At 44.5% G+C, this 15,875-nt stretch carries 13 protein-coding genes, 2 rRNA genes and 1 riboswitch (1 of these 16 only partly in view); all 15 genes read right to left on the bottom strand.

The genetic code is table 11. The annotated features are described in order from the left end of the window. Nucleotides 1–1,536 (bottom strand): bifunctional phosphoribosylaminoimidazolecarboxamide formyltransferase/IMP cyclohydrolase, encoded by a 1,536-nt coding sequence (purH, locus tag G8O30_RS00130; RefSeq protein ID WP_239672993.1) that lies wholly within the window; start codon nucleotides 1,534–1,536, stop codon nucleotides 1–3. After that, nucleotides 1,514–2,125, bottom strand: coding sequence for a phosphoribosylglycinamide formyltransferase (purN, locus tag G8O30_RS00125; RefSeq protein WP_239672992.1), 612 nt, complete (start codon nucleotides 2,123–2,125; stop codon nucleotides 1,514–1,516). Before purN ends, purH begins: the two co-directional genes overlap by 23 nt. 24 nt (nucleotides 2,126–2,149) lie before the next feature. Then, complete coding sequence (gene purM / locus G8O30_RS00120) at nucleotides 2,150–3,169, bottom strand: phosphoribosylformylglycinamidine cyclo-ligase (RefSeq protein WP_239672991.1); 1,020 nt, start codon at nucleotides 3,167–3,169, stop codon at nucleotides 2,150–2,152. A gap of 12 nt (nucleotides 3,170–3,181) precedes the next feature. Continuing rightward, complete coding sequence (purF, locus tag G8O30_RS00115; RefSeq protein ID WP_239672990.1) at nucleotides 3,182–4,603, bottom strand: amidophosphoribosyltransferase; 1,422 nt, start codon at nucleotides 4,601–4,603, stop codon at nucleotides 3,182–3,184. After that, entirely contained in the window at nucleotides 4,588–6,801 is a 2,214-nt protein-coding gene (purL, locus tag G8O30_RS00110) for a phosphoribosylformylglycinamidine synthase subunit PurL (RefSeq protein ID WP_239672989.1), read from the bottom strand. Before purL ends, purF begins: the two co-directional genes overlap by 16 nt. Beyond that, on the bottom strand, nucleotides 6,785–7,468 hold the full coding sequence (gene purQ / locus G8O30_RS00105) for a phosphoribosylformylglycinamidine synthase subunit PurQ (RefSeq protein ID WP_239672988.1): 684 nt from the start codon (nucleotides 7,466–7,468) through the stop codon (nucleotides 6,785–6,787). The genes purL and purQ overlap by 17 nt, the downstream gene beginning before the upstream one ends. Continuing rightward, nucleotides 7,468–7,722, bottom strand: a complete 255-nt coding sequence (gene purS / locus G8O30_RS00100) for a phosphoribosylformylglycinamidine synthase subunit PurS (RefSeq protein WP_239672987.1) — start codon at nucleotides 7,720–7,722, stop codon at nucleotides 7,468–7,470. Before purS ends, purQ begins: the two co-directional genes overlap by 1 nt. Further along, on the bottom strand, nucleotides 7,715–8,440 hold the full coding sequence (gene purC / locus G8O30_RS00095; RefSeq protein ID WP_275576504.1) for a phosphoribosylaminoimidazolesuccinocarboxamide synthase: 726 nt from the start codon (nucleotides 8,438–8,440) through the stop codon (nucleotides 7,715–7,717). Before purC ends, purS begins: the two co-directional genes overlap by 8 nt. A gap of 84 nt (nucleotides 8,441–8,524) precedes the next feature. Next, nucleotides 8,525–9,820: an adenylosuccinate lyase gene (gene purB, locus G8O30_RS00090; RefSeq protein ID WP_239672986.1), complete on the bottom strand. Its 1,296-nt coding sequence runs from the start codon at nucleotides 9,818–9,820 to the stop codon at nucleotides 8,525–8,527. After that, the gene (gene purK, locus G8O30_RS00085; RefSeq protein WP_239672985.1) at nucleotides 9,817–10,965 is read right to left on the bottom strand and encodes a 5-(carboxyamino)imidazole ribonucleotide synthase; all 1,149 of its coding nucleotides are present in this window, start codon (nucleotides 10,963–10,965) and stop codon (nucleotides 9,817–9,819) included. The genes purB and purK overlap by 4 nt, the downstream gene beginning before the upstream one ends. Further along, nucleotides 10,958–11,440: a 5-(carboxyamino)imidazole ribonucleotide mutase gene (gene purE / locus G8O30_RS00080; RefSeq protein WP_239672980.1), complete on the bottom strand. Its 483-nt coding sequence runs from the start codon at nucleotides 11,438–11,440 to the stop codon at nucleotides 10,958–10,960. Before purE ends, purK begins: the two co-directional genes overlap by 8 nt. A 159-nt stretch (nucleotides 11,441–11,599) precedes the next feature. Beyond that, a riboswitch (purine riboswitch) is annotated at nucleotides 11,600–11,701 on the bottom strand. Nucleotides 11,702–11,775: 74 nt separating this feature from the next. Continuing rightward, complete coding sequence (locus tag G8O30_RS00075) at nucleotides 11,776–11,964, bottom strand: NETI motif-containing protein (RefSeq protein WP_239672984.1); 189 nt, start codon at nucleotides 11,962–11,964, stop codon at nucleotides 11,776–11,778. Continuing rightward, nucleotides 11,961–12,503 carry a DUF2179 domain-containing protein gene (locus G8O30_RS00070; RefSeq protein ID WP_239672979.1) on the bottom strand — a complete coding sequence of 181 codons (543 nt, stop codon included), beginning with the start codon at nucleotides 12,501–12,503 and terminating at the stop codon, nucleotides 11,961–11,963. The genes G8O30_RS00075 and G8O30_RS00070 overlap by 4 nt, the downstream gene beginning before the upstream one ends. A gap of 1,622 nt (nucleotides 12,504–14,125) precedes the next feature. Then, nucleotides 14,126–14,242 (bottom strand): 5S ribosomal RNA (rrf, locus tag G8O30_RS00065). A gap of 86 nt (nucleotides 14,243–14,328) precedes the next feature. Further along, a 23S ribosomal RNA gene (locus G8O30_RS00060) occupies nucleotides 14,329–15,875 on the bottom strand (it continues 1,384 nt past the right edge of the window).

Below are 15,875 nucleotides of genomic sequence, written 5' to 3'. Positions count from 1 at the left end.
TTAATGTTTAAAATGTCGTACTCCAGTCATGATCATGGCAATACCGTATTGATCTGCCATGTCGATGCTATCTTGATCCTTGATGGAACCACCTGGCTGAATAATGACTTTAATCCCTGCTTTCGCAGCCGCTTCCACTGTATCATTCATTGGGAAGAACGCATCCGATGCCATCGCTGCACCTTCTGCTAATTCACCAGCTTGTTCGATAGCGATTTTCGCTGCACCTACACGGTTCATCTGTCCCGCACCAATTCCCACTGTCTTCTCATGTGTTGCTAGTACAATTGCATTGGATTTCACGTGCTTCACTACATTCCATGCAAGTTCTACAGCATTCCACTCCTCTTCCGTAGGCTGACGTTTTGTCGGCACTGTTACGTTTTGAAGGTCCAGTCTCTTTTCATCTTGCTCTTGTACTAGTAATCCACCTTCTACAGATGTTAACCAGTACTCAGACTTTTTCTCTCCTTCAAACGGAATGGTCAGTAGACGGATATTTTTCTTTTGCGTCAAGATTTCTAATGCTTCATCTGTAAAGGCTGGTGCAATAACAATCTCCAAGAAGATCTCGTGTAATTGCATTGCCACATCCTTATCTACTATGCGGTTAAGCGCAACGATTCCGCCAAAGATGGAAACAGGATCCGCAGCGTATGCACGTTCGTAAGCTTCTACCAGTGTTTCTCCCACACCGACACCACAAGGGTTCATATGTTTCACTGCAACAGCAGCTGGTTTCTCAAATTCTTTTACAATTTGAAGAGCTGCGTCTGCATCGCGAATATTGTTAAACGATAGCTCTTTCCCATGATGTTGCCTTGCATGTGCGATCGAGAATGCAGATCCAAGTGGATTCGCATAGAATGTCGCTGCTTGGTGAGGATTTTCTCCGTAACGTAACGATTGTTTTCGTTCATATGTAACGGTGAAACGTTCTGGGTTCTCTTCTCCCACTAGCTCTGTAAAGTAATTTGCAATATACGCATCGTATGCTGCTGTATGTCTAAATACTTTTGCTGCTAGAGCTTTACGCGTCTCTAATGAAACTTCTACAGCACCTTTTACTTCTTCCACGACTTTATCGTAATCACGTGGGTCCACTACTACTGTGATCGAAGCAAAGTTCTTTGCTGCTGCACGAAGCATTGTCGGTCCACCGATATCAATATTCTCGATTGCATCTGCCTCTGTAACCGTTGGGTTTGCTATGGTTTGTTGGAACGGATAAAGGTTAACGATGACAAAGTCGAATGGTGAAATGCCACGTTCTTTTAGTGTTTCCATGTGGTCTGCACGGTCTCTTTTTGCTAGTAGTCCACCGTGAATGTTCGGATGAAGTGTCTTCACTCTTCCTTCTAGCATTTCTTTCGCACCAGTCACCTCTTCTACACCGATCACTGGAACGTCAAATTGCTGAAGCATTGTTTTCGTTCCACCAGTTGAAACGATTTCTATACCTTGTTCCACTAATGCTTGAGCTAACTCCACCACTCCTGCTTTGTCTGATACACTAATTAACGCTCGCTTTTTCATGCTTTGTTCCTCCTCTGTTCTTCTGGTCATCTAGCCATGATCGTACGGTTTTCGGATACCATTCATGTTCGACAGCTTGAATAGCTTTTTGCATCTCTACTAATGTCATTCCCTCTGTCCTCGGAACGGAAACCTGTTGCAATATCGGTCCTGTGTCCATCCCTTCATCCACTAAATGAATACTGATGCCAAGTTCCTCTTCACCAGCTTCAAACGCTCGTTCAATCGCCTGTAAACCAGGGTAGTAAGGCAGTAACGATGGATGGACATTCACTATTTTCCCCTCATAAGAATGCAAGATGGTTGGACCAATTAACCTCATATATCCCGCTAAAATCAGTGCATCCACTTGTAAGGAGTGGAGTGTTTGAAGGATACACGTTTCATACTCCTGCTTGGTAGAGAACAAAATGGGACTGATCGCCAAGACAGGCACGTGCAGAGAGCGGGCTCTTTCTATGACATAAGCACTTGGTTGGTCACAAACCACTAAGACCACTTGCTCTTCCCACTTTTCTTGACGACTCGCTTCAATCATTGCTTGTGCATTGGATCCATTTCCTGATGCAAAAATCGCTAACCGTTTCATTGTATGACCTCTTTCTTTATCTTACTAAAGAACTAAAGAATTCTCCAGTGTTACTCCTTCTGTAGCCGTCACTTCTCCCATCACAACTGCTTCTGGCACTTGAGCTAAGATAGACAATACGCTTTTCGGATCCACGGCAAGTACCATACCGATTCCCATGTTAAAAACCGAATACATTTCTTCTCTTTCAAGAGAACCTACTTCTTCTAACCAAGTAAAAATTGGAGGAACACGCCAGCTATCCACATCTACTTTTGCCCCTACTCCTGCAGGCATCATACGTGGAATATTCTCGATAAATCCTCCTCCAGTGATATGCGCCATTCCTTTGACGTATCCTTTTCTCACTAGAGGTAAAACGGTTTTGACGTAAATTTCCGTTGGCGTTAACAATGCTTCCCCAAGAGTCATTCCAAGCGCCGGGACTTCCATTTCTAGATCCATTCCTTTGACAATTTGACGAACTAACGAAAAACCGTTGCTGTGTAAGCCTGAAGAAGGCAATCCAATTAGTACATCACCTTCTGCAATAGTTTCACCCGTTATATACTCACTCTTTTCACACACACCAACTGCAAATCCAGCAAGGTCGTACTCTCCCTCTGGATACATGCCTGGCATTTCTGCCGTCTCCCCACCGATAAGTGCACTTCCTGCTTGCACACAACCATCCGCTACTCCTTTCACGACTTGTTCTAGCAAAACAGGATCAGCTTTTCCACACGCCAGATAATCTAAAAAGTACAGTGGCTCAGCTCCTTGTGCAACAATGTCATTCACACACATTGCTACACAATCGATGCCAATAGTGTCATGTCGACCAGTTTGAAAAGCTAGCATCAATTTCGTTCCTACACCGTCTGTTCCAGAAACCAACATCGGCTCTTTTACTTGTAAAGAAGACAAATCAAACGCTCCACCAAATCCGCCAATCATCCCCATCACACCTGGACGATTCGTCTTTTGGACATGCTTTTGAATTCGAGAGACGGTCTCATATCCCGCTTCTAAACTAACACCTGCATCCGCATAACGTTTTGACATATAAGACACTCCCTATCTCGTAAGTTCTTTTTCGTGCGGTAAAACCGTATCTGGATAAAGTTCTGTAGGATATTGACCAGTGAAACAAGCGACACATTGTCCACGGTGCTCTCCTTGATCTGTTCTACCAATTGCTGTCACCATATCTTCTACGCTTAAAAAGGTAAGAGAATCTGCTCCAATCATTTCGCGGATTTCTTCTACAGAATGCTTAGAAGCAATTAACTCTTCATGCGTCGATGTATCAATGCCGTAAAAACATGGGTCTTTGATAGGCGGAGAACTAATACACACATGTACTTCCGTTGCTCCTGCTTCCTTTAACATCGTCACAATCCGCTTACTCGTCGTTCCACGAACGATGGAATCATCCACCATGATGACGCGTTTCCCTTCTACTACACCGCGAACAGGAGACAGTTTCATTTTCACCCCTTGTTCACGCAGAGACTTCGTAGGTTGAATAAACGTTCTACCAACATAACGATTTTTAATTAGCCCTAACTCATAAGGAATACCCGCTTCCTCTGCAAATCCAATTGCAGCAGATATACTGGAGTCTGGCACCCCCGTTACCACATCTGCTTCAATGTCTACTACTCTCGCTAATTGCTTACCTAAATTTTTGCGGGCTGTATGGATATTGACTCCTTGAATATCGCTATCTGGTCTTGAGAAATAGATATATTCCATTGAGCACATTGCTCGCTTTGCGCCGTAGGAAAAGCGCTCCGAACGAATGCCTTCTTCATTAATAATGACGAGTTCGCCAGGTTGCACGTCGCGTAGATACTCCGCTCCGACTACATCAAACGCGCACGTTTCAGACGTTACAACATACGCATCTCCAATTGTCCCAAGGGATAGTGGTCGCAATCCGTTTGGATCTAGTGCAACCATCATCTCTGTTTCCGTTAATAAAAGAAGTGCGTACGCTCCTTTTAACATCGTTAAGGCATTCTTTACGCGGTCTGAAAAAGTAGAATACCCACTTCTCTTAATTAGGTGAGCGACCACCTCTGTGTCTGATGTGGACTGAAAGATACTGCCTTGTCCTTCTAGCTGATGCTTTAAGGCATTGGCATTTACTAAATTTCCATTGTGTGCAATGGCTAAGCTACCTGTTTGTGAGTGAAACAGAAGAGGTTGGACATTTTCATATCCGCCTCCTCCAGCTGTTGCGTATCGCACGTGACCGATGGAAGCATGGCCTTTTAGTTCGGACATATCGTGTTGTTTAAACACCTCTGTTACTAGTCCTTCGCCTTTTAATCCGCGAAGCACATCGCCATCCGTCGTGACGATACCAGCTCCCTCTTGACCACGATGTTGTAAGCTATGAAGTCCATAGTACGTAATGGACGCGGACTGGGGATGCCCCCAAACACCGAATACGCCGCACTCTTCATTCAGACCTTTTATTTCAGGTAACATGCGATAGCCCCTCTCCATGCTTCTTCCAGTTTCTGAACTGGTGTTTGGATTACTGTTTCCCCGTCTTTATTAGTAATAGTCAAAGTCCCATCAGCCGTTACCATTCCAAGCTTCGTCACAAGGTGTGCATTGTCTTGTAGGAAAGCTGCTTCCTGCTCCGGTTTAACTGTCACGATAATACAAGACGGTGTTTCACTGAATAATTGTTCTTTTGAAAGTGTCATTTCCACGTCCATGCCAAGTCCTTCTGTTCCAAAGCACATTTCGCTTAACGCAACCGCTAATCCACCTTCTGCAATGTCATGAGCTGCTGTAATGAACCCCGCTTGGATAGCACTCAATACTGCTTCTTGTACGTTCTTTTCTTTTTCGATCGAGAAGTCTGGTGCTTTTCCAGAAGTTTCCCCATGTAACACTTTTTGCACTTCGCTACCACCGTAATCGTGACCAATCTCTCCAACTAAGTACACCGCGTCTCCCGCTTCTTTGACTTGTTGGGTAGTGACGTTTGCAATGTCTTCGATTAATCCAACCATACCGACGATCGGCGTTGGGTAAATTGCTTGCCCATTTGTCTCGTTGTAAAGAGAAACATTTCCACTAATTACTGGTGTAGACAAAGCGTTACAGCTGTCTGCCATTCCGTTGATTGCTTGTTGGAACTGCCAGAAAATTTCAGGTTTCTCCGGACTTCCAAAGTTTAAGCAGTCTGTTACCGCTAGTGGTTGCGCTCCCGAACAGACCAGATTACGCGCTGCTTCTGCAATCGTTAATTGTCCTCCCACAAAAGGATCTAAATAAACGTATCGACTGTTACAATCCGTCGTCATCGCAAGGGCTTTTTTCGTACCACGAATTCTTACTACTGCTGCATCGGAACCAGGTGTCACGACTGTATTCGTGCGAACTTGCGTATCATACTGTCGATATACCCACTCTTTGCTTGCAATCGTTGGCTGTTGTAGAAGCGTTTCTAGCATCTCCTCTGGTTGTTCCACTTCGATTGTTACTTCTTTCGCTTGCTCAAAGTACGTAGGTACGGCTGTTTTTGGTGAATAAACAGGAGCTTCTTCGGCTAATGCGTCTACTGGTGCTTCCGCGACTACTTCTCCGTGGTGTAGTAAACGAAGAACTTTTTCTTCGATAACGGTACCGACTGCCACTGCATCAAGAGAGTAGCGCTCGAATAAGTCATAAAACGGTTGTTCCATCCCTTTTTCTACTACTAAAAGCATTCGCTCCTGTGATTCAGAAAGCATCATTTCATAAGCTGTCATGCCTTCTTCGCGTTGCGGAACGAAATCAAGATTCATTTCGATTCCTGTTCCCGCCTTACTCGCCATTTCTGCCGAAGAACTAGTTAGTCCAGCAGCTCCCATATCTTGAATACCAACTAGGCCAGGTAATGTAATAGCCTCTAAACATGCTTCCATTACCAGCTTCTCCATGAACGGATCACCGACTTGTACACTTGGGCGCTTTGCTTCTGAACTTTCGTTTAGTTCATCGGAAGCAAACGTTGCTCCGTGGATGCCGTCGCGACCAGTCTTTGCACCAACGTACATCACCGTGTTACCAATTCCTTTTGCGACACCTTTTTGTACTTTGTCATGTTCGATAATCCCAACACACATCGCGTTTACAAGTGGATTTCCTTTATATGTAGCATCGAACTGCACTTCTCCTCCAACTGTCGGAATTCCAATACAGTTCCCATAACCAGCGATTCCCGCTACGACACCTTTCATCGTCTGACGAACAGCAGGATCTTGTAATTCTCCGAAGCGAAGCGAGTTTAATAGAGCAATAGGACGTGCGCCCATGGAGAATACGTCGCGAATAATACCGCCTACACCAGTTGCAGCTCCTTGGTACGGCTCAATGGCAGAAGGGTGATTATGGCTTTCCATCTTAAACACTACCGCTTGATGATCACCGATATCCACTACCCCTGCACCTTCACCAGGACCTTGCAGCACACGTTCACCTGTTGTCGGAAAAGCACGTAATGCTTTTTTGGAGTGCTTATAACTACAATGTTCGGACCACATAACAGAGAACAAACCTAACTCTGTGTAATTTGGTAAACGTCCTAGGGTTTTTGTCACTAAATCAAACTCGCTATCTTTTAATCCCATCGTTTGATACAGTTTTTCTTCTTGGATCTGTTGTGGACTTGGTTCAAGCATGGTAAGCATATTCATTCCTCCAATTTTTGATCATGGATTCAAATAGACGTTTCCCATCTGTACTGCCTAAAAGTGCTTCTACCGCTCGCTCTGGATGTGGCATCATGCCAAGGACGTTTCCTTGTTTATTTGTAATTCCAGCAATGTTTGCCATACTACCGTTTGGATTGTTCTCGTATTTAAAAGCAATTTGACGATTGTCATGTAGTTCTTGTAACGTCTCCTCACTGCACACGTAATTCCCTTCTCCATGCGCAATTGGAATCTCTATTTTTTCACCTACTTCATAGTTTGTTAAAAATAGAGAATGATTGTTTTCTACTCGTAACGTCACAGTTTCACACAGGAATGTTTGCCCTTCATTTTGAAGTAATCCTCCTGGTAAAAGTCCAGCCTCTGTTAGAATTTGAAATCCATTACAAACGCCTAATACTGGTTTTCCTTCATCTGCAAAGCGTTGTACCTCGCTCATCACAGGAGCAAATCGAGCAATGGCTCCGCAGCGTAAATAATCGCCGTAAGAAAAGCCGCCTGGCAGTAAAACGCCATCGAATCCTACTAAACTAGTAGCAGTCGAAGAGACATACTCCGCTTCTTCTCCAAGTGCATCTACAACAGCATGGTACATATCCACATCACAATTGGATCCAGGAAACACGATGACAGCAAATTTCATTACAAAGCCATCTCCTTTACGAAAATCTCGTAATCTTCCATTACTGGGTTAGCAAGTAGTTGATCTGCTAGTTGCTTCGCTTTTTCCTCCACTTCTTGCACGGAGTTTCCTTTCATTTGTACTTCAATTAATTTTCCCATCCTTACTTCTTGCACCATCTCTTCACCAGAAGATTGAATCGCTTGAAGAACTGCTTTCCCTTGAGGATCTAAAATACTTGGACGAAGACGAACGTGAATTTGAACATTAAACATGAGCGGACACTCCCTTAATTGTTTGATAGAATTCTTCATAAACGCTTACCATATCTCCAGTACCTAAACGGAACACATCTTTATCCAATCGTTCCTTTGTACCTTTTCTCCAAAAGCGACACGTATCTGGAGAGATTTCATCTCCAAGCATGATGCTGCCATCTTCTGTACGCCCAAACTCCAACTTTCCATCTATTAACTGAAGTCCTGATTGATCACATAACTTTTGCAAATATTTAAAAATGATAATTGCTTCGACTTTCACCTTTGCATATTCTTTTGGCGAAAGAAGTTCTAGGTACTCTAAATGGTCTTCCGTTAGGAGTGGATCTCCTAACTCATCATTTTTGTAATAAAACTCAATAATCGGCTGAGGGAATATTTCTCCTTCTGGTATCCCTAGTCGCTTAGATAAGCTACCAGCAGCAACAAAACGGACAACTACTTCTAAAGGAATCATACTTAATGGTTTAATCAACTGCTCTGTAGGACTGACTTGTTCAATAAAATGTGACTGCACCCCTTGCCTACGAAGATAAGCAAAAAGTTCACTTGAAATTATGTTCGTTAAAGACCCTTTGCCCGAAACTTTCTCTTTCTTTTCTCCATTGAAAGCTGTTGCTTCATCTTTATACTCCACCCAAAGAACGGAAGAATCGTTCGTTTTGTAAAGTTTTTTTGCCTTCCCTTCGTAGAGAAGTGATCCTTTTTCCACCATCTTAACCCCTCCGATTATTAACTTTTCTGACAATTTAAGCATACAAAAAGAGGCAGGTGACATTTACCTACCTCTTCACTTGTCTTAGTTCAGTCCTAGTCGCTCAAAAATCATGTCCACCTGCGCTAAGTGGTATGTGTAATCAAAGCATTGATCTAGTTCATCGCTAGAGAGTGTATTTGTTACTGCTGGTTCCTCTTGAAGTAATTCTTTAAAAGGAACACCTTTCTCCCAAGATTCCATCGCTTTTGGCTGCACGATGTCATATGCTTCTTCTCTACTCATCCCATGGTCGATGAGAGAAAGAAGAACTCGTTGGGAATAGATTAACCCGTGCGTACGCTCCATATTACGTTTCATGTTCTCTGGGAACACCGTTAAGTTCTTGATAATGGAAGCAAAGCGAGTTAGTTGATAATGTAGAGCAATCGTAGCATCTGGTAAAATGATACGTTCTGCCGAAGAGTGAGAAATATCTCTCTCATGCCATAAAGCAACATTTTCGTAAGCCGTTTGCATGTACCCGCGAAGGACACGTGCTAGTCCTGTCACGTTTTCAGAACCAATTGGGTTACGTTTATGTGGCATAGCAGAAGACCCTTTTTGCCCTTTTGCAAAGTACTCTTCCACTTCACGTGTTTCAGATTTTTGTAAGCCACGAACTTCCACTGCAAACTTTTCAATAGAAGTTGCCACTAATGCTAGCGTCGCCATGTAATGAGCGTGACGATCACGTTGAAGTGTTTGCGTAGATAGTGGAGCTGGTGTTAAGCCTAGTTGCTCACACACAAACTTTTCAACGAACGGATCAATATTGGCATACGTTCCTACAGCTCCAGATAACTTACCGAACTCGATACCTTTTGCTGCGTCATTGAAACGATCTAAATTACGTTTCATTTCTTCGTACCAAAGAGCAAGCTTTAAGCCAAATGTCGTTGGCTCTGCATGAACGCCATGTGTACGTCCCATCATAACGGTATGTTTATGTTCTTTCGCCTTATCCGCTAACACGTCGATCATGTTTTGGATAGCATCACGAATTAGATCATTCGCTTGTTTTAACAGATAAGATAATGCCGTGTCTACTACATCTGTAGACGTTAATCCGTAATGAACCCACTTTCTTTCTGGTCCAAGCGTCTCCGAAACTGCGCGAGTGAATGCAACCACGTCGTGACGAGTCTCTTCTTCAATTTCTTTAATACGGTCTACATTTACTTTTGCGTTTTGACGAAGAGCTACCACATCTTCTTTTGGAATTTCACCTAGTTCTGCCCACGCTTCACAAGCAACGATTTCGACTTCTAACCAAGCCGCAAAGCGATTATCTTCCGTCCATATGTTTGCCATCTCTGGACGTGAGTAACGTTCTATCATGTATGTAGTTCCTCCCTATTACCTGGCCATATACCAGAGTTTCTAATTTCGCTTAACGTTTTCTGGCGTTCTTGCGAAAGAATCGTGACATGACCCATTTTTCGAAACGGTGCAGGTGTACCTTTTCCATACAAATGCACGTGCCAATCTACGAAAGAAGGCATTCTCTCTTCCAAACGAGCTAAGTCCTGTCCTACTATATTTACCATGAAGGCTTCTTGATGTAAAACTGGTTGTGGGAGGGATCGATTGCATATAGCTTGAATGTGTAGATCAAACTGAGACCAATCACACGCTTCAATCGAATAGTGCCCACTATTGTGAGGTCGTGGAGCCAGTTCATTAACGTAGATGGAGCCATCTTCCATTAAGAACAATTCAATCGCTAGTGTTCCAACCAATTGCAGGTGCTGCACCAATCGCTGTGCTTGCTCTTCAATATCTTGTAACACGTGCTTTGATACGAGAGCAGGTGCTTCTGTCAGCCAAAGTTGTTGATGACGATGGTGATTCTCCACAACTGGCAACATGACTGTTTCCCCACGTTTGTTACGGTGAACCATGATGGATAGTTCCTTTGTAAACGGCATCCACGCTTCTCCGATACATGCTGCTGTTTGTATTAAGGATAATGCTTCCTTCATGTCGCTCTCGCTCTCCACTACGACTTGCCCTTTCCCATCATACCCACCCTTAACGGTTTTCACTACAAGTGGTAATCCGAAGAGCTGCATGGCTTCTTCAAGGTCTTCTTCGTTTTCTAACGGCATATATGGAGCGACGTGCAGGCCAGCATCTTCTATCATTCTCTTTTCTACTAAACGGTGTTGCGTCCACTCTAGTAAAGCAATCCCTTGTGGCACATTACCTTTAGCAGCAAGTTTTCTCATAAAAGATAAAGGCAAGTGTTCAAACTCATACGTGATTACGTCACACTTCTCCGCAAACCAATCTAGCGTTTTACCTTCTTCAAACGGTTCTTGTATATGTAAATCTGCCACCTGGCCAGCCGAACAATTCTCTGTCGGATCCCAAATAAAGACGATGTAGCCCATCTGTTTAGCGGAAAAAGTCATCATTCTACCTAACTGCCCGCCACCTATAATTCCAATTGTTTGTCCTGGCTTCACCCAATCTCTAAACAAGTGCATCACTACTTTCTAATGCCTGTTCGTGTTGAGCAGCTCGGAATGATTGTAGTGCGGCTTGATAGGTAGTGTTATGGATTGCTAGGATTTGTGTTGCTAAAAGCGCAGCATTTTTGGCACCAGCTTCTCCAATAGCTACCGTTGCCACTGGAACTCCCGCTGGCATTTGAACGATAGATAGCAAAGAATCCATTCCCTTTAAATATTTAGAAGCGATGGGAACTCCGATTACCGGTAGTGTTGTCTTTGCGGCAACCATACCTGGAAGGTGAGCAGCTCCACCAGCTCCTGCAATGATGACACCTATATCTCTTACTCTAGCAGTCTCTGCATACGAAAACATCTCATCTGGTGTTCTGTGAGCAGATACCACTCTAGTTTCGTATGGTATTCCTAACTGATCTAATAAATCACATGTATTCTTCATCGTAGACCAATCTGATTGGCTACCCATGATAACGCCGACTTTCATGTCATTTCCCCCAATCCACTTTATTGTAGGAGAGAGAGGGAAGCTCGATTTTCCCAAAAGAAAAAACCGGAGCCTCACTCTCTCTAGGAGAAAGCGAGAATCCGGTGACAAAAGAAACGTATAGTGAACCTACACTATCGTTCTCATACTATCATTCGCCAGAAACGTTCACTTCCTCATAGTCCAGCCATTTACGGTAGCCAGGTAGAAACTTATGGGCCATATTCCCAAGATTATATGAGGTCATTTAATTCTCTTTTATCTTACCAATAGTGATGGGGAACGTCAAGCTATTTTCGAACAATTTATACTTATTTTTAACTAATGTTCGTGATTTAGTTCTTTTTTACTCCTTCAAAGACAATTTTCTGTCTGATTGGACGATAATCAACTTTACTTCCTTCACGAATTTCTTCAAACACTGGCTCTTCCATACGTCGAACAGGCATAAATCCTTCTTTCGCCATACGGTCTAAACAATCGCCAATCGTCTCGGATTCCAAGACTTCGAATTTCTTCTTCAAGACTGCAGCCTCCCTTTCCGAACAGCTTTTACCCAGAAGCCGCCATGTATCGTTTTCGGTTCATAAGCGATGATAAACGCTTTTGGATCCAACTCTTTAATGGTATCGTACAACTTTAGCTCGTATTTACGAGGAGTGAGGATCTGCATTGCCATACGATCACCTTCCAAACCTTCTGCCGCCCAATTTGTCACGCCATATCCTTTTTGACGTAGCACCTCTGGTAACTGCTTGTCATACTCTTTCGTAATCACATTAACAGTAATATACCCAAGTGCCATCTTTTCTTCAATTTTCATCCCGACAACAACACCAATACCATATCCTACTGCATATGCAATGACATTTTGTATTTGATTTAAATTGTCTAACACCAACCCAAGTCCAATGACATAAATAATAACTTCAAACACGCTGACAAACGCAGCCATATATCGATACCCTTTTAACGTAAGAATCATTCTAATGGTAAAAAATGACACATAAACAATATTGATAGCAAGGATGATCAAAACCATCCACAAACCATTTTCCAGCATACATACACTCCTTTATAAACCTGGCCTTGAGCCTACATTTTACTAAACATTCTAGTAATGTGGAAGGGAATTGTGGATAATGACATTTTTTCTCTATTATCGGTGGTGGATAAGTCCGGTTGTACACAGAGTTATCCAAGTGTTTTGGATAACTTTTTGGGAGAAGGAGAATTTTTGTCCCTTTTGTTAGGGGTAAGGTGTGGATAAGGGGAGTTATGCACAGGACGTGATAGGAAAATCCTTGGTTGGGAGAGTCAGTGTGTGGATTACTTGGGGATTTGGCTGGTGATTTAGTGATAGAACTGCTAGGGGATTTGTTTGCGGAGCACCTGTGCGTTGGTTTTCTTCTTTTGGTGGTCTGCGAGACGTTCTTGCGGGACACCTGTGCATTGGTTTCCCTCTTCTCGTGGTCTGCGAGACGTTCTTGTGGGACACCTGTGCATTAGTTTTCCTCTTCTCGTGGTCTGCGAGACGCTCTTGTGGGACACCTGCGCATTGGTTTTCCCCTTCTCGTGGTCTGCGAGACGCTCTTGTGGGACACCTGTGCATTGGTTTTCCTCTTCTCGTGGTCTGCGAGACACTCTTGTGGGGCACCTGTGCATTGGTTTTCCTCTTCTCGTGGTCTGCGAGACACTCTTGTGGGACACCTGCGCATTGGTTTTCCTCTTCTCGTGGTCTGCGAGACACTCTTGTGGGGCACCTGTGCTCTGAGTTTGCTTCTCTCATGGTCCGTGAGAAACTATTACTAATTCTTGATCATTTATTTAATTTTCAATTAAACGGCATATAATTTTTCCTCTGATATAGCTAACGACGATTCTTGACTTCTTCTATACCCCGGGAAGCTCCTCTGGTATACCTAATCGAGCTTTTTCGGCTTCTACTATACCGCTGGAGCTTCCTGTGATATACCTAATCATGTTTTTTCCGCTTCTGCTATACCGCGGGAAGCTCCTCTGATATACCTAAATATGCTTTATCCGCTTCTGCTATACCGCGGGAAGCTCCTCTGGTATACCTAAACATGCTTTTTCCGCTCCTGCTATACCGCGGGAACTTCCTCTGGTATACCTCATCATGTTTTTTCAGTTTCTGCTATACCGCTGGAAGCTCCTCTGATATACCTAACAATGCTTTTTCCGCTCCTACTATACCGCGGGAGCTTCCTGAGATATACCTAATCATGTTTTTACGGCTTCTGCTATACCACGGGAAGCTCCTCTGATATACCTAACCATGCTTTTTCCGCTCCTGCTATACCGCGGGAAGCTCCTCTGATATACCTAATCATGTTTTTTCAGTTTCTGCTATACCGCGGGAAGCTTCTCTGGTATACCTAACCAAGCTTTTTCGGCTTCTGCTATACCGCGGGAACTTCCTCTGGTATACCTAATCATGTTTTTTCAGTTTCTGCTATACCGCAAGAGCTTCCTGTAATATACCTCATCATTCATTTATCTTTTCTACTATTAGTCTCTCTACGCATTGCTAAAAATATGTATCTATGAAAAGAAATATATAATTACTAAAGTATATAATAACTATCATTTAAATCTAAGATTCTATTTTTCCAGAACAAAAAAACACTCTCCATCTACGTAAGTAAATGAAGAGTGCTTGTTGCCTGGCGACGTCCTACTCTCACAGGGGGAGAACCCCCAACTACCATTGGCGCTGAGAAGCTTAACTGCCGTGTTCGGGATGGGAACGGGTGTGACCTTCTCGCTATCGCCACCAGACTATGTACATGTAAAAGAACGTTGTTCTTTCAAAACTAAATACTGCGCGCCACCAAAGCGTATTGCCGAGAATCACCAAGTTTGACTTGGTTAAGTCCTCGATCGATTAGTATTCGTCAGCTCCACATGTCGCCATGCTTCCACCTCGAACCTATCTACCTGATCATCTTTCAGGGATCTTACTTCTTACGAATGGGAAATCTCATCTTGAGGGGGGCTTCATGCTTAGATGCTTTCAGCACTTATCCCTTCCGCACATAGCTACCCAGCGATGCCTTTGGCAAGACAACTGGTACACCAGCGGTGCGTCCATCCCGGTCCTCTCGTACTAAGGACAGCTCCTCTCAAATTTCCTACGCCCACGACGGATAGGGACCGAACTGTCTCACGACGTTCTGAACCCAGCTCGCGTACCGCTTTAATGGGCGAACAGCCCAACCCTTGGGACCGACTACAGCCCCAGGATGCGATGAGCCGACATCGAGGTGCCAAACCTCCCCGTCGATGTGGACTCTTGGGGGAGATAAGCCTGTTATCCCCGGGGTAGCTTTTATCCGTTGAGCGATGGCCCTTCCATGCGGAACCACCGGATCACTAAGCCCGACTTTCGTCCCTGCTCGACTTGTAGGTCTCGCAGTCAAGCTCCCTTGTGCCTTTACACTCTACGAATGATTTCCAACCATTCTGAGGGAACCTTTGGGCGCCTCCGTTACCTTTTAGGAGGCGACCGCCCCAGTCAAACTGCCCACCTGACACTGTCTCCCACCCCGATAAGGGGCGCGGGTTAGAAGTTCAATACAGCCAGGGTAGTATCCCACCAATGCCTCCACCGAAGCTGGCGCTCCGGCTTCCAAGGCTCCTACCTATCCTGTACAAGCTGTACCAAAATTCAATATCAGGTTGCAGTAAAGCTCCACGGGGTCTTTCCGTCCTGTCGCGGGTAACCTGCATCTTCACAGGTACTATAATTTCACCGAGTCTCTCGTTGAGACAGTGCCCAGATCGTTACGCCTTTCGTGCGGGTCGGAACTTACCCGACAAGGAATTTCGCTACCTTAGGACCGTTATAGTTACGGCCGCCGTTTACTGGGGCTTCGGTTCAGAGCTTCGCGTGAGCTAACCCCTCTCCTTAACCTTCCAGCACCGGGCAGGCGTCAGCCCCTATACTTCGCCTTGCGGCTTCGCAGAGACCTGTGTTTTTGCTAAACAGTCGCCTGGGCCTATTCACTGCGGCTCTCTCGGGCTTTCACCCTATCAGAGCACCCCTTCTCCCGAAGTTACGGGGTCATTTTGCCGAGTTCCTTAACGAGAGTTCTCTCGCACACCTTAGGATTCTCTCCTCGCCTACCTGTGTCGGTTTGCGGTACGGGCACCTTCTTCCTCGCTAGAGGCTTTTCTTGGCAGTGTGAAATCAGGTACTTCGGTACTATAATTCCCTCGTCATCACAGCTTGACCTTACGGTAACGGGATTTGCCTCGTTACCAGTCTTACTGCTTGAGCGCACATATCCAGCAGTGCGCATACCCTATCCTCCTGCGTCCCCCATTGCTCAAACGGAAGAGAGGTGGTACAGGAATATCAACCTGTTGTCCATCGCCTACGCCATTCGGCCTCGGCTTAGGTCCCGACTAA

Source organism: Mangrovibacillus cuniculi (genome assembly GCF_015482585.1).
Taxonomy (GTDB): domain Bacteria; phylum Bacillota; class Bacilli; order Bacillales; family R1DC41; genus Mangrovibacillus; species Mangrovibacillus cuniculi.
The sequence above is the reverse complement of the archived record's forward strand: the minus strand, read 5'-3'. Positions and strand labels throughout refer to the sequence as shown.